Source organism: Pseudomonas migulae, from assembly GCF_024169315.1.
GTDB lineage: Bacteria > Pseudomonadota > Gammaproteobacteria > Pseudomonadales > Pseudomonadaceae > Aquipseudomonas > Aquipseudomonas migulae_B.
Genome location: NZ_JALJWR010000001.1, coordinates 5,041,326 through 5,062,857, shown reverse-complemented (window position 1 = coordinate 5,062,857; position 21,532 = coordinate 5,041,326). Strand labels below are relative to the sequence as shown.

Here is a 21,532-nt window from a genome sequence, read left to right as displayed (position 1 = left end):
CGACTCATTCTGTTTCCTCAGGGCCACGTGGCGCGGGGTTACGGGTGATAAACATCGCATCACCGTAGCTGAAAAAGCGGTATTCATGCTCCACGGCGGCTTTATAAGCAGCCATGGCTTCGGGATAACCGGCGAACGCCGAAACCAGCATCAACAGCGTGGATTCGGGCAAATGAAAGTTGGTGACCAGGCAATCGACCACATGAAACGGCCGGCCCGGGTAGATAAAGATGTCAGTGTCGCCACTGAACGGCTTGAGCACGCCATCGCGCGCGGCACTTTCCAGGGAACGCACGCTGGTGGTCCCCACCGCCACCACACGACCACCGCGAGCGCGGCAAGCGGCGACGGCATCGACCACGTCCTGGCCGACTTCCAGCCACTCGGTGTGCATGTGGTGATCTTCGATCTTCTCGACCCGCACCGGCTGGAACGTACCCGCACCGACGTGCAAAGTCACGAACGCCGTCTCGACGCCCTTGGCGGCAATCGCCTCCATCAGCGGCTGATCGAAATGCAGCCCCGCCGTCGGCGCCGCCACCGCGCCCAGGCGCTCGGCGTACACCGTCTGATAACGCTCGCGGTCCGAGCCTTCATCCGGGCGGTCTATATAAGGAGGCAACGGCATGTGCCCGACGCGGTCGAGCAGCGGCAACACCTCCTCGCTAAACCCCAGCTCGAACAACGCATCGTGACGCGCCAGCATCTCGGCCTCGCCACCGCCGTCGATGAGGATCTTCGAACCCGGCTTCGGCGACTTGCTGGACCGCACATGGGCCAGCACGCGATGACTGTCGAGCACCCGCTCCACCAGGATTTCCAGCTTGCCGCCGGAAGCCTTCTGGCCAAACAGCCGCGCCGGAATCACCCGGGTATTGTTAAACACCATCAAATCGCCCGGGCGCAAATGCTCAAGCAAATCAGTGAATTGACGGTGTGCCAGGGCGCCGCTGACCCCATCCAGGGTCAACAGGCGACTGTTGCGACGCTCGGCCAAAGGGTGGCGAGCAATCAGCGAATCAGGGAGTTCGAAAGTAAAGTCAGCAACGCGCATGATGGGGTTCGTCTAGCAGGGCCCGGAAGTCTAGCGGAAATAGTGAAAATTCTCCATGTACCTGATTGACCGACGGTTATCTCATCTCTATACTTCGCCGCCATTGAGCCCTGATGGCGGAATTGGTAGACGCGGCGGATTCAAAATCCGTTTTCGAAAGGAGTGGGAGTTCGAGTCTCCCTCGGGGCACCATATAGCAGTATCTGAAAGTCTCTAGCAGACTTTCAGACCCAGAGAAACCGGCCACTTGGCCGGTTTTTTTGTGCCTGTCTGTTTATGCCAGTCTCCCCCTATCCGTTGTATCCCTGTATCCCTGCTTGTATCCTGAGAAAAATACCGAACTTTGGGATACAAGGATGAAGCGCGCAGACATCAAGCGCCGCCCTCTCGCTGACACGACACTCGCGGGATTGGAGCCGGAATCAAAGGAATACCGAGAGCTGGACGGAAACGGCCTCTATTTCAGGGTCAAACCTGATGGAGGCAAGTCTTGGCAACTTCGCTACAAACGTCCGGCGGGCAATTGGGCTTGGATGGGGCTCGGGGGTTACCCGGAAGTAAGTGGCGCGCTGGCACGAGACAAAGCCGCTGATCTACGCAAAGTAGTTAGTAGCGGTGCCGACCCACTTGAACAGAAGAGATCCGCTAAAGCTGCTATCGACGCGGCCAAGACTCGAACCTTTCGAGCTGCCGCTGATGCCTGGCTGAAGGCAAAAGAGGAAAAGGGTCTCGCACCCTCCACTCTCAACAAAATCCGCACCTACCTCGACAAAGACATACTCCCGGCACTGGGAGATAAGCCGCTAGACGAAATAACCCGTACCGACTGCGCAGAACTCCAAGCATCAATCGAAGCCCGAGACGCACACAACGTGGCGGAGAAGTGCCGCACTTGGATAAATCAGATATTCGGGCGAGCCATCGGCTTGGGTCTTACCGAAAACGATCCTGGCAGTCGCCTTCGCGATATTGCGGCCCAAGCCCCAAAGACTCAACAGCACCCACATCTGCTGGAGCCTGAGCTGGCTGAATTTCTCCAAGCCCTCAAAAATACTCCAAGTAGGCTGACGGCCCGCACTGCAGCATGGCTTTGTGTATGGACGGCATCACGACCTGGGATGGTCCGCCTGGCTGAATGGAAAGAGTTCAACCTTGATAAAGGCATTTGGACCACACCAGCCGCCAAGATGAAGATGCGTCGGGATTTCGTATGCCCCCTTCCTCACCAAGCTGTTGCTGCGCTTAAAGAGCTGCACTGCTTAACCGGACGGAGTCGTTGGCTATTCCCCGGAGTCGGAGCGAAAAATCCAACCATCAGTGAAAACACGATCAACAAGGTCTTCGCCACCATCGGCTATAAGGGGCGTCTTGTTGGGCATGGGACTCGCCATACAGCGAGCACATTGCTTCGAGAACATGGTTGGCCGAAAGAACATGTTGAGGCGCAGCTTGCTCACAAAGAAGAAGGTATCTCAGGCGTGTACAACAAAGCCCAATATCTTGAGCAACGCGTAAAGATGATGCAGTGGTATGCGAATCATCTTGATGCATTAGAGGCAGGGAACGTGTCGCAGGTACAGCTTGGAAAGGTTGTATGAGAGCCAAAACACGTACCCCCCCTAAAACAGGTGTAACCGGTGTTGCGCGTGTAACGCAGCGCGACAACCCCTTGAAAATATTGAATTTATATCGAGTTACACCGTGTCTGACGCTCCCATCAAGCGCGTGTTACGTCGGCGGGATGTGTAACGGACACGAAGCCACATGCTCCCTGTCGGCAACCTCTTTCCAGGGCATTGCTCGCGGGGTCAGTCATCCTTTGTGGGGGCGAGGGGCGCTCTGATGGAACACACACTTATCACCAGAGATCTGGAACTTGAAATCGCCGGAGCAGATGTGACCAGTCTCCTTTGGGATCTTGACGAGGTCGAGCAAGCCGTCCGCGAGCTAGCGTTGTATAGCCATTTCGCTGAGAGCTTTCGCGACGCGTTTGCGTGTATCGATAACGCAACCTTCTTCTGGTTAGAGGATGGTCGGTATGCTGATTGTGCTGATTCAGTGACAAAAGCAATGTTTCACCTCCGCGCCACAATTGATGAGCACTTCAGTTTTTCCGAAACCACGTCACTGCCGAGGGTCGTCCGCCGCTTCCTCGGGATTGATCATCCGGCAAGCGACACTCAGCTCGTAGCGACTTACGCTCTCATACAAGCGGTTCAGGCGGTCGAAGCCCTTGCGAACTGGCTATTTGATTTAGAGCTATCTCTATACGACTTGGATGTCGATCTGATAGAGCAGCTAAGACAAACTGATCCTCAGCAATACCTCGCACTCGTAACCCGAGCACGAAGACGAGATAGCAGCTCAGAAATCATCGCCCGGGAAGACTTCGCCATTTTCAATGGCGAGGCCTCCAAGATCTTGATGCTAGCTTCTCTCTATCAACAGGCTGATTTCAGCGATGGTCTGCGTAACGATTTCGCTGCATCAAGTTTTCTAAGAAGTGCATTGGATAAGGCCTTTGCGGCTAAAGCTTCAGCAAGAGCCCAAGCTGCTGGAAAGGCGAATAGAAATCCAGGCGCAATAAAGCAGGAAAACAGCCACAAACTTTTCGAGGAAATTAGTACAGCCGCGAGAAGCCAAATATCCAGCAATCCAAAAATATCGGAAACCGAGCTAGTCAAAATGATAGTCGCGCAGGGCAAAGCATCTGCGCCGACCGTTAGGAAGCACTTAAGGAAAGGTGGATTTATTCCTCGATAATTTTTCAAGTTCGCAAAAAGCAAACCATGTTTGCTTTTTTTTCGCCCTCTAGTCTGTGCCTGTCTCTCACCATAAAGGCACGACTATGACTATCTCTATTGCTACTGAAAAAAACTCCCTCTCTCATCGCGACCCAGCCACGACCCTGATCAGAATATCTGAGGTCATGGCCATCATTGGCTTAGCTCGCCCCACCATCTACAAGCTTATGCAGTGCACTGAAAGCGGCTTTCCGCGCCCCGTAAAATTAAGCATGAGCAATGCTCGCGGCGCTCCTGTCGCGTGGGTACTTGGCGAAGTTCAAGCTTGGGCACGTAGTCGCATTGAGGCACGTAACCAGGTGGCCGCATGAAGCGCAATTACTGCCCTTTCAAGGGGCCATTCTTCGATTCGTACAGCATCGGATTCCGGCTCTATCAACCTGGTGAAATCAACTGGCGTCATCGCACCATTGCGGGCGTGAGCTGGAACGGCGAAGAGCAGGAAGCGTTCTTTTTTAGCCCTGACGGGTTCGTACTTCCACTCAAAGCCAATCCTTGGGAACTGCCCGAACTGATCCGCAAAAATGCGGTGCGCAGAGAGTTTTCGAGCGTTCACGGCTCCGGCTATTTTGCTATGAGCGAAAGCCGCCTCGCCTCGCTGAAATCGCGCGGCATGACTGATTGGGTTACCTACTGGCTCGTCGATCAATCAGCGGGATTCGCGAACGATCCGGCGGTATGGCAACGCATCACGGATGAGGATCTTGCCGTCGAGAAAACGACAAGCGAGCGCACTCATCAAGATATGCGCTTGACCTCCGACCTGAACGGTTATGTCGATGAGTGTGTTGCACAACGCCGCGAGCAAATGGCCGTTCTACACCGTCGCCGCTGTGTTGAAGACAGCAAGATCCTCGCCTGGCTCAAAGGCGCAACACCGCCTCCACTGTTCGCTAATGCGCAGGAGGCAGCATGAATCGCAAGATCGCTGATAACGCCTTGATGCATCCGTTCTCGGTACTGCGCCGGATCGGATTTTCTACTCGCCTCATGCAGCGCCTCGAACGCCACCGCAGCCAACAGGAAAAGCGAGGCCGTGTGGTCAGCGTACTAAGTTGGGCCGACGGCACCTGGTGCGCCCTCTCCCTCCACTGCGAAAAAACCGGCGCGGTGATCGTCGACGAGGGCCAGCAAACCCAAGCCTACGAAGACGCCCGCTCGATGCTCAGCGGCGGCTTCCTACCCCTCCTATCCCTGCGCTGGGAAGCCCATGCCTGAAACGAAAACGCCTCCGGGGGCGATCCGGAGGCGTTGAGGTCAATCTACATGCACGAACAATTTATGCCGCACCTGAAAAAACCGCAAGCCATCAGCGCAGTTGCACTTTCGAAAAACGGACGTTACTCTTTGGCCGTCGCTGCAAATTCAGTGACCGGGCTTGGTAACCCGTTGAACAATAGGCGCAACAGCGCCCATATCTCTTTTGCAGGCGCTTTTTTTGCGCCCGCAAATCCGTTTTATGGCGGCTGTGCGTGGGAGACCTTCGGGTCTGCCGGGTTCCTATTGTCCCGGTTTACCAACCTGCGCACAGCTGCCACCCATTCGCTTGGTAACGAACGTGGCAGCTCCTCAACAATAGGAGCTTCGCCAGATGCACGCCCTCAATCCGTCCAAAATTCGCGCCGCGGCACACCGTGCAATGGCTCTCGCCGCTTTACACGCCAATTCCAGCCTCGCTACACGCCTCTCCCGTTACAACGCTCACATGGCCAAAGCCCGCGCACTCGAAACCGCAGGCGGTGCCCAATGAACAATGCTTTGAGCTTCGCCCTGCCCGAAGACCTGCTCTGCGTGAATCCAAAAGCAGAAGCCGGTGTGCCTATCGACGCCATCACCTGCGCTATTACGAGAGCCGACTCGGTGCTGACGCTGCTTGAAGATCACTTCGACAGCGAGTCACCCCGCCTCGCAAACCACGTTATTGCAGCCATCCTTTGGGACGTGCGCGGCACCCTCGGCCTGATCAAAATCCTCGCCTTGCACGGTGACAACACCTCGACGGCCGCCATGCAAAAAGGCGGTGCGCTATGAACACCTCCACCACACTCGGTCACGCTACATTTACTCGCGTGAATGCCTCCGACTTGAAGTTGTTCCGGGTCAATGCCGGAGTACCGGTCGAGGATGCACTGGAGATGGTTTCCCTGCTGCAGCATCACGCCAACCAACTCAACTTAGACGCCGCCATGAGCGATAGCGGTGAGCGTTTCAGTTGGCCTGCTCTGTACCTTGGCGAGATGGCCAAAGCGCTGATTGATGACATCAACGACGCACTGTTTCTGCCGAGGGCTGACACATGAGCCAGCGCCCGAATAGCAACACGAAACGTCCAAGTTTTGCCGACGTGAAGGCCGCCGCGCTGAAAGACATTGATCGTGTCTTGTCGCACTGGCTGCCCAACGGCAAGCGCGTCGATGGCGGCAAGGAATACACCGCACCGAATCCAACCCGCAGCGACAAGCGCGCCGGTTCGCTCAAGATCAGTTTGAGCAAAGGCACATGGTCCGACTTTGCCACCGGCGACAAGGGCGGCGACCTGATTGATCTGGTGCGCTATCTGGACGGCGGCACCGACATCGAGGCCTGCAACCAACTCGCAGAATTGCTCAACGTGTCGCCCGGCGCCGCCCAGGCGAAGACAGCTCCTGCCAAAACAAAAGCACCCGAGTGGATTGCCGTTCAGCCGATACCAGCGGAGGCGATGAACAAGTGCCCCGCCAAGCATCGGCAGCACGGCGTGCCGTCCAAGGTCTGGATCTACCGTGATGCGCAAGGCCAGCCGCTTATGGCGCTCTACCGCTTCGACTTCGCCCCTGACGAGGACGGCAAGCCGAAGAAGGTTTTTGCACCCCTAACATGGTGTCAGCGCGCCGATGGCCAGACCACGCAATGGCGCTGGCAGGGTCTGCCCGATCCACGTCCGCTGCTGCGACTTGATGAACTGGCTCAACGCACTGACGCACCGGTAGTTTTGTGCGAAGGAGAGAAAGCTGCCGACGCTGCCGCCGAACTGCTGCCGAGCCACGTGGCCACCTGCTGGCCGAACGGTTCCAACTCCTGGCATAAAGCTGACCTGACACCACTTAAGGGTCGCGATGTGCTGTTGTGGCCTGACAACGACGACAGCGGCAAAGCTTGCATGAAAACCGTCGCCGAAAAGCTGCGCGAAATCGGAGCCGCCTCGGTCCGTTTCATCGCTCTGGACTCGTTCAAACGCAAGCCCACGCTGAAAAGTGGCCGCGCCGCTTTCGCCAAAGGTGGTCAATGGGATGATGGTGATGACGCTGCTGATGCTCTCACAAAAAATTGGACAGCCGCCCATTTCTCCGAGCTGGAGACCAGCGGCGAGCTGTATGGATTAGTCGAAGAAAAGCCAGCAACGGAGCAGCCTGAAGCCAAACCGGAAGCGAAGACGAAATCAGCAGCCAAGCGCCCGACAAAATCGAAAAACGATCTGATGCCCGGTGGCTTTCGCCTCACGTCCGAAGGTGTGTTTTACGCCGGTGACGACGGTGAGGCGCGTCCGGTGTGTTCCCCACTGGAGATCCTTGCCCGCACTCGCGACGACAAGGGCCAGAACTGGGGATTGTTGGTTGAATTTGACGATCCCGACGGCGCCAAGAAGCGCTGGAACATTCCGGCGCGCACCATGACCGGTGACTTCGGCAAAGATGTGCTGGGTCCGCTGGTGGACATGGGGCTACGCCTCGCAGGCAGTCGTTCTGGCCGCAATGCACGCAATGACCTGCAGAGTTATCTCGGCGGCTTCGACAGCGCGCAACGAGCTCGACTGGTCACGCGCTTGGGTTGGCATGACACTGCCTTTCTACTGCCCGAGCAGCAGGTCGGCGAGCACAACGAGCACCTGCACTTTTACGAAGCCGGCTCGCAACTTCCGCCGATCAGCGAAGCGGGCACACTTGAGCAATGGCAGGAGCAGATCGGCGCGCTGTGCATCGGTAATCACCGCTTGGCATTTGTCGTGGGCGTGGCCTTCGCAGGGCCGTTGCTGCACATGCTTGGCCATGAGTCGGGCGGCTTTCACCTGTACGGCGACAGCTCCGGCGGCAAGACCACCCACTTGCAGGTTGCCGCTTCGATTTACGGCGGGCCGCGTCTGGTGCGTTCGTGGCGCTCCACCGACAACGCGCTGGAATCCATCGCCGCCGCGCATTCCGACGGCCTTCTGGTCTTGGATGAAATCGGCATGTGCGACCCGCGCATCATCGGCGAAACGGTGTACATGCTCGGCAACGGCACTGGCAAGGCACGCGCTAACGATCGAGGCCAAGCTGGCCGACAGGTACAGGAGTGGCGCCTGCTGTTTCTCTCCACCGGCGAGAAGACGTTGGCCCAGCACATGGCCGAAGCGAACAAGGAACTGAAAGCGGGTATGGAAGTGCGCATGCTTGCTGTCCCGGCCGATGCCAGCAAAGGCCTCGGCATGTTCGATACGCTCAACGGTTTTGAAGATGCAGCGGCACTGTCCGACGCGCTCAAGGCTCGCGTAGCGAAGTACTACGGCACGCCGCTCACTGCCTTCCTGACGGCGCTGTGTGAACCCGGTAAGCGTCACGGATGGTCCGCCATCCTGCGCCGTACGCTGGAAGGCTTTATCGCCCAGTCGTTACCGGCGTCGGCCAGTGGACAAGCGCACCGTGCCGCCGCTCGCTTCGGTCTCGCCGCAGCAGCGGGCGAGCTGGCCACCGCGATGGGGATCACCGGCTGGCCCGACGGAACCGCCACCACTGCCGCTCGCGTGTGCCTCAACGCATGGATGAACGAGCGCGGCGGTGCCGGTAACTTCGAGGGCGATGCGATCTTGGCTCGGCTGCGCCAGGTCATCGAGCGCTTTGGCGAAAGTCGCTTCACCCGCTGGGAATCAGCAGCGGCAAAAATCGATGAGCACGGTCCGCGCACCATCGACCGTCTCGGTTTTCGTAAGACGCTGGAACACGGTTTGGGCGATTCCCTGCACACCACCAACACCTACTACGTGCTTCCCGAATTATGGCGCTCGGAGATCTTCCGAGGCATGAACATCAACGCGGTGAACAAGGAATTGCTGCAGCGAGGTGTTCTGGAACCCGGGAAGGACGGTAAGGCGTCGAGCCTTATCCGGCTACCCGGCCTCGGCACGCAACGTTGCTACATCGTGAAGACGATTCCGGGAATGGATGAGAGCGAGGCTAGGGCTGCCTGAGGGCATCTCTGCTGATCGAGGTAGCGCCGGCTTATTCCCGGCCTCGCCAGCCACTCAACCAACCCACAATCGAATTGAAAGAGACCAGACCATGAACGAAATTCAAGAACTGAAAGACCGCCGCGACCAACTGCGCAGCGAGGCAGAACGGCTGCACGCCGACTTGCTGCCCCTCGAAACGGTACTGGAAAGCGACGACGCCATCGAACCGGATCGCGAGCGCAAATTACGCGACGCGTACAACGAGCTGAAACGGAACTTCGATTCGCGCAATCTCAATGCTGACCTTTTGGATCGGAGGATTAGTCGCAGTGAAAACCTCGCTAATTGCGAATCCTTGATGACGGCTCACATCGAGGCAATGGATAACTGGAAGGCTGATGAGCAGGAGCTGGAGGAAAAGCGCCAGAGCCTCAGCACACGCCTGGAGCAGATTCAACAACAGGCGGAAGAGGACATGACCAAAGCCCGTCAAGCCGAAACGGACGCTGCAACTGCGTACGCGCAGGCCGTTGCTTGGGGCGATACTGAAGGCGAGAAAACCGCGAACGCCGACGCACAAAAGGCCGCAAAGAATCTGACAACTGCCGCCGAACATAACCGTCGGCAACACTTGATCATGGCCGCGCTGGAGCAGGAGCTGGTCACTGTAGATAAATACATCGCAGAAGCTCAGGTAAAGCATGAAGAGATAGAGCGCACCGCCCTGTTGCTCTCGCAGACAGTGCTCGAAGAGAAGTGGAACGAGGCCGCTAAAGCGTTGTTTGAGGCGGGCGGAAAACTGTGGGCCAACTACAACCTTCTTGGCCGCGACCAGATTGGACTCATGAAGCTGGTGGTTCCAGAGCAAGGCGAGAACTTTGGGAGGTGGACATGGGAAGAGCTATCAGCTCGCTCGCGCCAGTACCGCGCGCGGGACTTAATCCTGCTCGACGGCATACCGACACCGCACCAACCTGAAGTCATGAGCAACCTGGAACAACGTAAGGATGATTGCAATGAACAAGCCGATACAGAACAGCGCCAGCTGGTCTGACACGCTCAAAATTCGGAAGGCCCATCTCACTGCGCTGCTGAAGACCATCAACGCAGGGCCGGGAAAAACCAGTTCGATACAAGCGCTAACTATCAACGCGATTAAAGCGGAAATGGCGCATATTGAAAGCCAACTGAACCGTCGAAAATAGCGCTGAACTTATAACTAACTCGTTTTATCTTAATAACTACTCACGATCACTCAAGGTAAAGACATGTCCAAACTCGCAGAGTACCGCCAGCTGGAAAAACACCTCGCTGAGCAGCTCCAGGCACTGGAAGCACTGAAAGGTGATGACGGACTGAAGAAAGAAATCGAGTTCGAGACAAAGCTGCGCAAGCTGCTCGAACACTATGGTTTCAGTCTGAAGCACATCATCAACATTCTAGAGCCGCACACCATGGCGCGGCGTCAAGCCGCAGCTCCGGCCGCCAGCACACGTAAACCACGCGAACTCAAGGTCTACAAAAATCCGAATACCGGTGAAGTGATCGAAACCAAAGGTGGGAACCACAAAGCTTTGAAAGAGTGGAAAGCGAAACACGGAGCCAACGTCGTCGAAGGATGGCTGAGGAAGTAAATCTGCATCACCTAAAAAAGGGCCCAGTCGGGGCCCTTTTTGCTTCTTGCCTATGATCTACAAAATCACCCAACAGCTCCACGCCGAAGTGAAGAAAGACATGCGCAGTCAGGTGTTTTAACAGCAAGATTGGATTGAAGCTATCGGGTGGAAACCGGATATTCGAATCGGTTCGATTTAGATCCGTAGGATCTGGTGAGGGAAAGGCGCTACGGGTCGAAAAATCAGCCCGGTTCATGGGCACCATGGAAACTAGACAGATTGAGCATAACCACGAGCGATTACCGGAAATCCTGGCAGGGTAACGTTTCGTCAGCTTTACTGCTCCCTGACTCAAGCAAACTCGTGACATCTTCAGAGGTGAGACCGCACTCAAAGATGATCGTAGAGGTGAAGCGTATAACCTAAGACTTGAGAGCTGTTGTCGAATTTAGAGGTCCTACTGCAGGATTTCATTTGGCAATACCTAGGGGGCGAACGATGGAAACGTTCCACAATCCAGATAGGTTTATGTCCGACTTGCGGCAAGTATTGTCGCAGGGAAGAAAGCGTATCGGAATTCTTGTTGGCGCGGGAGCGCCGCTTGCAATTCGCGTTAACAAAAATAATGAGTTAGATCCTGAAGGGAATTCGCTTATTCCTGGTGTCGATGCGCTTACACAACAGGCGACTTCCGGGCTTACAGAAACTCAGACAGGGGCAGTCGACGCTATAAAAGCAAGTTTGGGTACTAGCGCGAATATTGAGTCAATTCTTTCACGCATCCGTTTATTAGAGCAGGCACTGGGAGAAACTGTTGTCCAAGGGCTGGACTCCAACGGGTATAAGGATCTAGGGAAGGAAGTATGTAAAAAGATTGGTCAAATCGTTGGTGTTTCCTTACCAAAAGAGCGCAATGCCTATTCCGATTTGATCGCATGGATTACGGGCACGGTGCGCTCAAATTCTGTAGAAATATTCACCACGAACTATGACTTTCTTTTCGAAGAAGCATTTGAAAGAGTCAGAAGCCCCTATTTCGATGGATTTTCAGGGGGCAGTAAACCTTTCTTCGACCCAGTATCAGTAGCCGGCGATGACTTACCTGCACGCTGGGCGAAACTCTGGAAGATGCATGGTTCCCTAGGCTGGGCTTTAGAAGACGGAGCAGTTGTACGAGGGCATGGGCGAGACGCTGCTGAGCTGGTCTATCCTGACCACTTAAAATATGATCTTACTCAAAAGCAGCCATACTCAGCTCTTTTTGAGAGGCTTAAAAGATTTTTGCTTACGCCAGATTCGTTATTGCTGGCGATTGGGTTTTCTTTCAGAGATGCCCATATTTGTGCAGTTCTTGATGAGAGCTTAGCAATGAATGCCAATTCAGCAGTATTGGCATTTCAATATCAAACCATGGAAAAAGAAGAGCCTGTAGTTAAGTTAGCTAACGACAGACCTAACTTGAGCGTTTATGCGGCTGACGGCGCTGTAATAGGTGGCGTTTCAGGGAAGTGGCGCCCGGGAGAACTTCCAAAGAACTGGGGAAGTATTCGCGAGAGTTTTTGGGCTCCGCGATGGCCAAAAGAGCCAGCCGTGTTTCTATTAGGAGACTTTGCAGCTTTCGCTCGCTTCTGCGCCTTAGCGCAAGCCAATGATCTGATAACAAAATCTTTGAAAAGAGACGAGCCGAGCCAGAACGAAGGCGAATTTGATGGCATTAACGGCAATGAAACTGAAGCACAGGAAGATCAGAAATGAGTGGCAATGATCCCACCTACTTAGGCGTCGTCAGTGCCGTTTCAGGAGCCACACTCACTATAAAACTAGCAGAGTCACTTGACTCAGGCTTTGCCGTTATCAAAGGCCATACATATCGAGTTGGCCAAGTTGGCAGTTTTGTTAGAATCCCTCAGGGCTATCAAGACCTATTCGGCATTGTTTCCGAAGTTGGCGCTACTGCTGCACCAAAACAGTCAGATATTTCAGGTATTGATTCAGGTAGATGGATGACGGTGCAGCTTGCTGGTGAAACGGTCGGGGGGCAATTCGAAAGAGGGCTTAGCCAGCATCCTAATATAAACGATTCGGTACACTTAGTTATCGAGTCCGATCTGAGAAGAATATACGGCTCGATCGGTGAAGATCAAGTAGTCATAGGTCACCTCGCGAGCGCTGAAAATATAGAGGTGCGCCTATCCTTGGATGCACTTGTGACGCGGCATTCCGCAATACTCGGTTCAACAGGGGCGGGGAAATCCACAACTGTAGCAAGCCTCTTACGGTCTATCATTCGGAAAGATGAAAAGACGGGATCTCCAGGCGCCCGCATTCTCATGCTCGATATCCATGGCGAATACACGAAAGCTCTTGAGGATGTAGCGACTGTATTTAGTGCAACTCCCATCCAAGGACAGGAGTCTTTGTTCGTTCCTTATTGGGCTTTGGAGGCAGGAGAGCTTTTGGATTTCATCACGGGAGGGCTATCCGATGCCCACGAAATTGCCTTCACTGATAAAATTGCGGAACTGAAAGAAAAAGGGATTAGCTCTTATCCAAGAGCAGGTGTGGATTCAAGAACTCTTACTGTAGATAGCCCAGTTCCGTTTAGTTTGAAACAGCTATGGTACGAATTGGTTAACTTTGAAACCACCACTTATCTCGGAGCAAATCGTGATGAACCTGCGCTTGAAGAAGAAGGTGACGCAGAGGCACTTGTTGCGCCTAAGTACCAGCCTCATGCAATGGGTGCCAAAGGTCCATTCACTAATGCAGCGGCCAAGGGTATCCGTAGGCCATTGAACTTGCTTCGATCCCGTTTGCTAGACAGGCGCTATGACTTTTTGCTTCATCCCGGAGATTGGGAGCCAGAACTATCTGGAAAAGTAAAAAATGACCTCGACAAGCTGCTGAAGGGCTGGCTTGGCCATGATAAACAAATCACGATATTAGACTTGTCCGGCGTACCTAGCACAGTTCTAACGCGACTCATTGGCTCTATTCTCCGTATCGTTTATGAAGCGCTTTTTTGGAGCCGAGAAAAATCAGAGGGCGGCGTAGAGCGGCCTCTCTTAGTCGTTATGGAAGAAGCTCATCGCTATCTGGGGCCTGACGCGGGGACCGTTGCTTCCGAGGTCGTGAAGCGCATCGCGAAGGAAGGTCGTAAATATGGCGTTGGAGCCATGGTGGTTTCCCAACGCCCCGCAGAAGTTGATGAAACAGTCTTGTCTCAATGTGGCACAATCATCGCTCTAAGGCTGTCCAATCCTTTAGATCGCGCACGTGTGAAAGGAACTCTGCCAGACAACCTCGCTGGACTGATGGATTTGTTACCAGTCTTGAGAACTGGCGAAGCTATAATTACTGGTGAAGCAGCCCGCCTTCCTGTTCGCTGTCGAATTGCTTTACCTCGCCAAGAGCACTTACCTAGAAGCAACGATCCCAAGGTAACTCTGGCTTGGTCTCGACGGCGCTCAGCGGAAGGATACGACCGGGTTGTTGCTTCTTGGCGCAGTCAGCAGACTAATGCCGTTATTCGTAAACTTGAAATTATCCGTTCACCTATCGAAAACGACACTGAGGAGAGCTGAAAATGGACCGCGATATTGTATCTTCGTCAAATATTATGTCTGCTGGCTATGACCCTGAGAGTGAAACCTTGGAGATTGAATTCCAGGGGGGAGCTGTCTATCAGTATTACAACGTGAACGAGCATCTTTATGAGCAATTTAAGTCAGCCTCATCCAAAGGGCAATTTTTCCATATGTACATAAAGAATGCGCTGCCATTCTCAAGAGTCTGATGAATTCAGCCATACTGACTAATGCCCCTTTAGTCGCGTAACTAGACAACACCCCACTGTTGGACGCTAGCAACTTTTCTCAAATTTAAAAGACGGACAATTATAGACGGTCAAACACATGAAAAACCGTAACAGTCACATCTTTTTCCTTCTACACCCACTATTGCTTTTGTCTGCTATTATTTAGTCTTAGCGATTTTACTGTGGAAGACATTGTCTGCGCAGCCTCCCGAAGTGCACTTCGCTTTGAAATGTAGTTCATATCATTGCTCGCAACTTTCAACTTTGCTTGCAGAATATTTTTTGCGTCAATATAGGTTTCTGGAAAGGCATCTTTGTTGGCCTCAAGAAACGCCAATCCAGAAATAACAATCCCTTGAAACTCGCCATCCGAAACAAACTCAAAACTATCAACGCTAGGCCACGAATCATAAAGAGCGACTGCTTCTAATTTTGCGTTTTGTAGGCGAGCATTTTCCGCCTCAAGTTCTCCATTCTCCTTCCAGAGCAATGTGGATACAACGGCAAATAAGAGCCCAATAGCCAATAGACTGTAAGTAAACGGTTTTTCTTTATGCTTATACAACTGGTGCGCAAATCCAAAGAGGGTAGCGAGCGTGCCAATTGTTGTTAAAATTGCCCAGACCATGAGATCCCTTATAAAGTTATGAGTGCGAGGTGTATCGACAGATAGTGTCAACAGCTTTAAATCTGGCTGGGCTGACTAACTGCTAAAGCTGTTAATATTCGAATACGGTAAAACTCTCTCTAATGGGTGCTTTATCTATTTACGAAGCTGACGCTTAACTATGCCACTTCAGTGTGGGCCCCGTCTAACTTCACAATCGTATCAATTCCGTCTCTCGCCGAAAGCCGCCCGGTCACGCGCTAACCACTTTCAACTTACTTCAGCAGCCTGATTGACTTGATTTCGCTGTTCCTCACTGATTAGAGATGGCAAGCGCTCACTCCATCGCGCACCGAAATACTCATTAAATTTTAAGTTCAATGCCACGTAATCAAGGAGCTGAATCCTCCCAGTAGCACTAGCAAATTCCACTGCTGGCGAACTAAATTTACTAGAGGTCACAACCCAGCCGCTTGTGGCTCCGGTTTCACTCACAACTCCTGCCAGCTTACGAATTACCTCAACGCCGACGGTGCCAGTGTGGTGCTTGCACTCAATTAGAATTTTTTGCTTGATGGGGGTATCGATTGAGCTGCATATTACGTCAGCCCCTCCATCCCTTGACTGCTTAGTGACTTTAGCGTGATATTTCTGCCTTCTAAACAATGCGGCGATGAGAAACTCAAAATCCCTTGAAGAGACATCGTTAAGTATGTCGCGAGGATTAGATGATAGTAGATACTTGTGGCGGATTATCGAAATCGCGTCACACAGACCCCATATACGATCATCGGAGAGGTAAAGTGTATGCGCCCGTATGAAAGCGTCCAATGCGTCAAGAGCGTGTTGAGGCCAATCGGGGAGGAGATCTAATATCCAAGTCAGACCTTCCCAACCTTCGTTTTTAACGAGGCGACGAGCATACTCGTTCGTATCAATCATCTGGGCAAGGTAACCATTATCTATCCAATGGCGAAAAAACTGATGATCATGTCCCTGAACCCCTGGGGGTATCAAAAATGAACGTATTAGGTGCTTGGTTTCAGACTCCGATCTTAGTTCAGCTGAGGCCAGATATTCAGCTGCATGGGCGTCTGTTGGAAAGCGAAAATCTATGAATCTATATTTTCTCTTCTCTTTATAAGTGAAAACCATGGAAAGCCACTCTTCGAGGCTAATATTGGTTACATCAAGAACAGGTCTTTCTTTTTTTACTCTTACCATGTCAATTTGTGGCTGCTGTGTTTTAGAATTCGGGGAGGCGCTGTGTATGGCTGCATGTTACTTACTATAGATCGTAAAGTCTCCGGCGGGTGTGGTCCACCGACTAATAACACCTAGCCAGTAGCGGTCGTTTGTGGCGGACCGCTATTGGCCGAAAGCAGATGCTCGTGGGCGGCAGCTATTTGCATTTACGGTCTTCGGTGTACCGTTCTGTCCATAGGGCAGCGCTCCTTGTTCAATTCAGTACAAGGACCGAAAGCGTTACACCTTTCGCAAATGCTACACCTCATATCTTAGGAAAAAGCAGCCAGTGTAACTCGATATTTATTCAACAAAATCAATGACTTGATTGATTACGTTACACCCGTAACACCAGTTACACGCCGTTTTTGCATGTCTGCCCCACTCCCCGTCAGCAATGGGTTCCACCAGCGGAGAGATTCCAGCGGGAACCGGGGGCCCCTGAGCAAAAGAGACATCCACGGGGTCGGAAACCCGCGTGATCGTATTAGCGGAAAAATGCCCAGCTTAGTGAACAGGTGAACCGGGTGAACTGCTGTTCACCAGTGCATCTGCACTATGAATTGGGATGTCGCTGGGGACCCTGGACATTTCGGATAGACACGGGGCAGACAACCCGCGCAATCTTGGTAGTGGCTGATTTTTTTACATTGGTTGACAGGTTGACTCGGTTGACGGCCCAAGGTGTCCATAATCATCAACACAAAAGGCCATCGTTACCGTTGCGGTAACGATGGCCTCTTTTCAGCAGAATTCTTTCGATTTCAATGCCTGAAATTTCAGTAACTTTGAAAACCTTCCACTAACGCAGTCCCGCGGGTTTCCGACCCCGTACTAGTTAATGTTTCCCAGGGGCCCCAGCTTTAATTGCAACGCCCCATGCGATGCAGGATCAATATACGACTACAAAACAAGACTTCAAATCAAATAGAATCACAACTACATAACCACTGGTTGATTTGACCAATGTCAATAATGGCATTAAGGCTTAACTTTAACTTGCACTTTCTCAATATTAGAGACTACTCTTCTCTTTTCCTTAAGTAGCTCCTCAAATAAAGCCTTATCCACGGCCGTCTTCAATATCAATCTAACACGAGTAATTTTCAGAGATTTAACACCATCCAGTAATGCCGACTTCAACAGCGCTCTATCATCGACATCCTGAACATTATCAAAGAGTTCCATTGTATACTTGTTCACATCTAACAAATGATTCATCACGACTGACGGCTTACTATCTCTCTTTTCCAAGCAGCGCTCAATCTCACCAATCTTATTATTTATTTTCTCTAATGAGCCGAATACACCCTTGCGCGCCTCTGTTCGAATGATTTCCTTTTTCTCACGTGACTTCGTTTGAAAAAGCACTTCAGAATTTATTGAGTCTGCTAGTCGCCCCACGTCAGTTACTATTGTTTTTACCCCCTCCTTATATGCTGGAAATTTCTCGGTAAAATCAAGCGCATGCCCCACCCCACCGCCAAGAAGAGCCATAATACTGCCATAAGCAGTAATCTTGGCAATAATGGACCCCTCTTGAAAATCTACAGTAATCACAACACCATCATGCAAAAAGAATTGCATGCGCTCATTAGCATATTGTGTGATTTGACTCTTAATCACATCGACTTGTCGCAACCGCTCTTTAGTACTTACTTGTGACAACCACTTAGGTTCAACATGAACGTAGGACTGCGCCAAAATATTCTTATTAATGTAATCCGCCATCAGCTCCACTTCCCTTTTTTCCACTGAATTTTATTATGACGCTAGCGTTATCACATTTCACGACTCAGCCAAGGCGCAATCCACGAAGCTAATTGATATCAATGCTGAAACGCAAGGAAAGCATAGTCAAAAATCGGAATTAGCCGATCGAATCATTTTCTCAGGTGCTGGACAGACAAGGCGGGGTCGCAAACTGAATGCTGGAACGATCCGGCTCGTTTCTGAGATGAAGCCTTTTCTCTTTCGGAAGGTTTGCATTTCGCACGCGTACTATTCCATAGTAGGCCCAGCAAAAATGATCATGTATCCCTGCATGTATCCCGAGCTAGCAAACCTCGCTGGAGGCCCCGAGTTTACTGAAAAATTACAGTCTCCCTCGGGCACCAAAATTAAGAAAGGTCTTGCTTTGCAAGGCCTTTTTTTTCGCCTGCGATAAAGTGGTTGGAACCCCGCCAGCCTGTAGGAGCTGCCGTAGGCTGCGATCTTTTGATCTTGCTTTTCAACGCCACAATCCGAAACCGCTCGGCTTACGAATCAAGGATTCACACAATGGAATTGCCACTGGAAACCGTTGCCCTTTTCGCCCTCAAGCTGGCTTATGAGACGGAAGGTGGAAGTCCGATTTTGCGGGACGATCCGATCATGAGCGACTATGAGCGGGAGGTATTCGGCTTGCTAGTGCGCAGGGGCGATGTCGACGCGATCCAGTTCAGAGTGGCGCACTGCGTGAGTTTGGCGATGGAAGCTTTAGGCGGTGTTGATACGCCACTGGGGCGTGAGTTGCACAGGTTGGCAGATGATTTCAGCAATGCGCGGGCGATGGAGCAGCTTGAAGAGCCGCTAATCGCGCTCAAGGATTATCTGAAAGACATTCAATGAAGGAAGGCATGCAGACTAAAAAGTGGGGACACCCAATAGGCAGATCGCCGCTGGCCACCCTATCCCTTTTCCAAGCCCCCTCTCCCCAGTTTTTAACTTTCGACCAAAGTTAACAACGTCCGCTTCCTGCCACTAGCTTCCACTCGCGACGGACAGCTATCGGCCAACAGCAGACGTCCACCCAAGCATGCGACCAAGGAATCAGATCATTGAAGGCAGAGGGGGGCTATTAAAGGCTTTGCAGGCTTGCAAAACCTTACTGCAGAGAAGATCAGCGTGAAACGGCCATCCAGCCCGCACAACCGGTCATTACGCCGGCTGACGCTCTATTCAGACGCTTCATTGCCTTCGGTGACTGGATGGTGCGCTTGATTCGCGATGCGGTAACCAGGTAAACCAGTTGGATGGTGAGATCGATCCCGATCCCGAGCGCGGTAATAAAGACGACTTCTGGCCAAGTCAGCGCCGTCAGATCAAATGCATGAGGCAGCACCGCGCCGAAAAATACAACGGCCTTTGGATTACTCAGAGTCAACACAGCGCCTGCAAGCAGGCCTCGGCTAGCTGAGCGCTTCGGAGGTTCTTGAAGTTGTTCGGTGTTCTTCGACCATAAGTTCCATGCGATGAACAGGATAAAGGCAACACCGAGCCATTTCACCGCGATGAACACAGGCTCGAACTGCAGTGCCAGCGCCGCGAGACCGAGGGTGGCGACCACCAGCCAGACAGCATTACCCAGCACCATTCCGCCGATGAAAGGGATCGTAGACCTTGCGCCACGCGACACCACTTGACCTAAAAGGGCTCCCTGAGCGGGGCCAGGGATTGCTGCCGCAATCGCGAAGGGCACGACAAAAAACCAGATCGAAGAAGTAGCGCTCACGTGCGAAGCCTCCATGTTGCCTTGGTTTGCAAAGCGGCATATTCGCATTGGGTGAGCAGGTAAAACAATACGGGAAACCTTTATCAGCAGCGTGGGTGAACGGCCCGTTTGTTCAATCTGATCGGCCCAAGTGACCGTCCATTAAGGGTCGTTTTCAGTCCTTCGCGACGGGCAGTAATCGACCCAAAATTGACGGTGGCGACAGGTAGAAGTCGGCAAGAAGCCGTATTTCGATTCATCCAGTTTAGCGACCGTTTCAACCAACTATCGATATCCCGCACTTGGGGACGTTCGACCTGAGTTGCTGAGGCCGCAAGCACCTATCAACAAGTCCAGGACTCCGGCACTGTTGAATTGCTGATGATATTACTCATTCAACAAGTATCCCCAGATATGATCTTTTATCGAAAACTCAGCCTCCTGTAGGTAAAGGTGAACATAGAGATATTGTTCGCCAGCGTTGAAGCCTGACACGACCCTATCCACCGAGTAATAATAACCTTCTTTTACATTGCCAATAATGTTGGAGTTTTCAGACGGCTTTTCAAAAATAGGCTTCCCAATGTAAATTGGTGGAGCTGGCACTGACTTCACTCGTTTCGGCCATTTATGCCCAGCATCAAATTCTTGCTTTTTTAAGAGAAAATCTAAAACAATATCAAGGCAGTAGTTGAAGTTCTCAATATTCAATTCGTTGGCTGCGAAATTTGTGTCGTAATCTAGGTGCCACACTCCGTTCTCTGTTTCAATTACTTTTGGAGTCAATCGCCTGAAGTTCTCAGTGTCTACCGTACTTATGCCCCACTCCATGCAGTCTGTTTTTAACTTCTCAGGATCGACTTGGATAAAGTCCGCAGGGGTTTTTACATTTGCGTCAATCCATGTTTTATTTCTAGTCCAATAGTAGGCTTTCATTCCACCGCTCAAGCCCAATCCTAGAAGACCAAAAAGCCTATTGTCGTTCGCTTCGCGATCTCTAAAAGCGTAAATGCAGTACTCGCGTTCATAGGATATATAAAATGCTTTCCTCAGTTTAGCCAGCGACTCAAGAAAGTCTCCTTTGTCTGCAGTAGAGATTGCCTCCTTTATAAGCTCTTTTGCAGAGCCATCTTTTAGAATGTCCGTAAGAAATATTTCTTGCAGCTTTGCACCGACTACGCGTTCCAACAAAGCATCAGCAAAAATACTTGCTGTATTGAAATAGTTTACGACGGAAGCTGGCTCTGACAATTGTCCATAATGCTTTGAGATAACCCTCTGCTTATTCAGTGCCTTGATAGTGCCGGATTTTATTACTGGCACATTTAGTTTTTTTAACTCGCCAAGCAGTTCGTCAAAAGATTTTGATTCTAAATTCCTTTGCTCGTTTGTATCCAGCTCGTCTAGGACGGCAAGCACAATCAACTCTACGAAATCTTGAAGCAGTATTATCCCAGCTGTGCAAGAGTGTTTGTCACCGGAATTAACTAGAGATTTGGTTTTTCCAAAAATTGCTTTTGCTACCAATAGTGTGTTTAGAGTTGATTGTTTCATCCCGCCTCGCTTTAATGCACCTAATAATTAAATCACCCCAAAACTCGTAGAAAAATCGAGTTACCGATTTTGACCGCAACAAACTCCCCGGCGAAGGTCTGCTTCTGGCCGACTGCTGTGGTCACTTCCTAATTCCTTATTCCGTAGTTGAAGAGTAAATAATAACGCCCTTAGCACG

General features: G+C 51.9%; 21 protein-coding genes and 1 tRNA gene. 16 read left to right on the top strand and 6 right to left on the bottom strand.

Translation table 11 applies throughout. The features are described 5' to 3' along the window. Window positions 1-4: 4 nt before the first annotated feature. On the bottom strand, window positions 5-1,054 hold the full coding sequence (gene queA, locus J2Y86_RS23105) for a tRNA preQ1(34) S-adenosylmethionine ribosyltransferase-isomerase QueA (RefSeq protein WP_253436907.1): 1,050 nt from the start codon (window positions 1,052-1,054) through the stop codon (window positions 5-7). Window positions 1,055-1,161: 107 nt separating this feature from the next. On the opposite strand from queA, the gene J2Y86_RS23100 reads away from it, so the two are divergent. The 15 genes from J2Y86_RS23100 to J2Y86_RS23030 all read left to right on the top strand — a co-directional run bounded on the left by J2Y86_RS23100 (window position 1,162) and on the right by J2Y86_RS23030 (window position 14,455). Beyond that, a tRNA-Leu gene (locus J2Y86_RS23100) sits at window positions 1,162-1,246 on the top strand. Between the two features lie 164 nt (window positions 1,247-1,410). Further along, window positions 1,411-2,652 (top strand): tyrosine-type recombinase/integrase, encoded by a 1,242-nt coding sequence (locus J2Y86_RS23095; RefSeq protein ID WP_253436904.1) that lies wholly within the window; start codon window positions 1,411-1,413, stop codon window positions 2,650-2,652. A gap of 244 nt (window positions 2,653-2,896) precedes the next feature. Then, window positions 2,897-3,817 carry a hypothetical protein gene (locus J2Y86_RS23090; RefSeq protein WP_253436901.1) on the top strand — a complete coding sequence of 307 codons (921 nt, stop codon included), beginning with the start codon at window positions 2,897-2,899 and terminating at the stop codon, window positions 3,815-3,817. A gap of 85 nt (window positions 3,818-3,902) precedes the next feature. Further along, entirely contained in the window at window positions 3,903-4,169 is a 267-nt protein-coding gene (locus J2Y86_RS23085) for a helix-turn-helix transcriptional regulator (RefSeq protein ID WP_253436897.1), read from the top strand. Further along, window positions 4,166-4,774, top strand: coding sequence for a hypothetical protein (locus J2Y86_RS23080; RefSeq protein WP_253436894.1), 609 nt, complete (start codon window positions 4,166-4,168; stop codon window positions 4,772-4,774). Before J2Y86_RS23085 ends, J2Y86_RS23080 begins: the two co-directional genes overlap by 4 nt. Next, window positions 4,771-5,076, top strand: a complete 306-nt coding sequence (locus J2Y86_RS23075; protein WP_047599285.1) for a hypothetical protein — start codon at window positions 4,771-4,773, stop codon at window positions 5,074-5,076. Before J2Y86_RS23080 ends, J2Y86_RS23075 begins: the two co-directional genes overlap by 4 nt. 528 nt (window positions 5,077-5,604) lie before the next feature. Then, window positions 5,605-5,889, top strand: a complete 285-nt coding sequence (locus J2Y86_RS23070; RefSeq protein ID WP_253436891.1) for a hypothetical protein — start codon at window positions 5,605-5,607, stop codon at window positions 5,887-5,889. Then, window positions 5,886-6,158, top strand: a complete 273-nt coding sequence (locus J2Y86_RS23065) for a DUF3077 domain-containing protein (RefSeq protein ID WP_253436888.1) — start codon at window positions 5,886-5,888, stop codon at window positions 6,156-6,158. The genes J2Y86_RS23070 and J2Y86_RS23065 overlap by 4 nt, the downstream gene beginning before the upstream one ends. Further along, window positions 6,155-9,061: a DUF927 domain-containing protein gene (locus J2Y86_RS23060; protein WP_253436886.1), complete on the top strand. Its 2,907-nt coding sequence runs from the start codon at window positions 6,155-6,157 to the stop codon at window positions 9,059-9,061. The genes J2Y86_RS23065 and J2Y86_RS23060 overlap by 4 nt, the downstream gene beginning before the upstream one ends. 91 nt (window positions 9,062-9,152) lie before the next feature. Next, window positions 9,153-10,097, top strand: a complete 945-nt coding sequence (locus J2Y86_RS23055) for a chromosome segregation protein SMC (RefSeq protein ID WP_253436883.1) — start codon at window positions 9,153-9,155, stop codon at window positions 10,095-10,097. Next, complete coding sequence (locus J2Y86_RS23050) at window positions 10,060-10,248, top strand: hypothetical protein (RefSeq protein WP_253436879.1); 189 nt, start codon at window positions 10,060-10,062, stop codon at window positions 10,246-10,248. Before J2Y86_RS23055 ends, J2Y86_RS23050 begins: the two co-directional genes overlap by 38 nt. 63 nt (window positions 10,249-10,311) lie before the next feature. Then, complete coding sequence (locus J2Y86_RS23045) at window positions 10,312-10,677, top strand: histone-like nucleoid-structuring protein, MvaT/MvaU family (protein ID WP_253436876.1); 366 nt, start codon at window positions 10,312-10,314, stop codon at window positions 10,675-10,677. Window positions 10,678-11,157: 480 nt separating this feature from the next. Continuing rightward, window positions 11,158-12,414 carry an SIR2 family protein gene (locus J2Y86_RS23040; RefSeq protein WP_253436873.1) on the top strand — a complete coding sequence of 419 codons (1,257 nt, stop codon included), beginning with the start codon at window positions 11,158-11,160 and terminating at the stop codon, window positions 12,412-12,414. Next, on the top strand, window positions 12,411-14,243 hold the full coding sequence (locus J2Y86_RS23035) for an ATP-binding protein (protein WP_253436870.1): 1,833 nt from the start codon (window positions 12,411-12,413) through the stop codon (window positions 14,241-14,243). The genes J2Y86_RS23040 and J2Y86_RS23035 overlap by 4 nt, the downstream gene beginning before the upstream one ends. Before the next feature lie 2 nt (window positions 14,244-14,245). Further along, a complete protein-coding gene (locus tag J2Y86_RS23030) occupies window positions 14,246-14,455 on the top strand; it encodes a KTSC domain-containing protein (RefSeq protein WP_253436866.1) in 210 nt (69 codons plus the stop codon). A 160-nt stretch (window positions 14,456-14,615) separates the two neighbouring features. Here the strand turns inward: J2Y86_RS23030 and J2Y86_RS23025 are convergent, their stop codons facing one another. The 3 genes from J2Y86_RS23025 to J2Y86_RS23015 all read right to left on the bottom strand — a co-directional run bounded on the left by J2Y86_RS23025 (window position 14,616) and on the right by J2Y86_RS23015 (window position 18,059). Continuing rightward, on the bottom strand, window positions 14,616-15,104 hold the full coding sequence (locus tag J2Y86_RS23025; protein WP_253436863.1) for a hypothetical protein: 489 nt from the start codon (window positions 15,102-15,104) through the stop codon (window positions 14,616-14,618). A gap of 249 nt (window positions 15,105-15,353) precedes the next feature. After that, a complete protein-coding gene (locus J2Y86_RS23020) occupies window positions 15,354-16,307 on the bottom strand; it encodes a restriction endonuclease (protein ID WP_253436859.1) in 954 nt (317 codons plus the stop codon). Window positions 16,308-17,309: 1,002 nt separating this feature from the next. Further along, complete coding sequence (locus tag J2Y86_RS23015) at window positions 17,310-18,059, bottom strand: hypothetical protein (RefSeq protein ID WP_253436853.1); 750 nt, start codon at window positions 18,057-18,059, stop codon at window positions 17,310-17,312. 549 nt (window positions 18,060-18,608) lie between these two features. On the opposite strand from J2Y86_RS23015, the gene J2Y86_RS23010 reads away from it, so the two are divergent. Continuing rightward, entirely contained in the window at window positions 18,609-18,938 is a 330-nt protein-coding gene (locus J2Y86_RS23010; RefSeq protein WP_253436850.1) for a hypothetical protein, read from the top strand. Between the two features lie 271 nt (window positions 18,939-19,209). On the opposite strand, the gene J2Y86_RS23005 is transcribed toward J2Y86_RS23010, so the two are convergent. Together J2Y86_RS23005 and J2Y86_RS23000 are read right to left on the bottom strand one after the other, a co-directional pair. Beyond that, window positions 19,210-19,821, bottom strand: coding sequence for a LysE family translocator (locus J2Y86_RS23005; RefSeq protein WP_253436847.1), 612 nt, complete (start codon window positions 19,819-19,821; stop codon window positions 19,210-19,212). A gap of 366 nt (window positions 19,822-20,187) precedes the next feature. Then, window positions 20,188-21,354, bottom strand: a complete 1,167-nt coding sequence (locus J2Y86_RS23000) for a hypothetical protein (RefSeq protein ID WP_253436843.1) — start codon at window positions 21,352-21,354, stop codon at window positions 20,188-20,190. Between the last annotated feature and the right edge of the window lie 178 nt (window positions 21,355-21,532).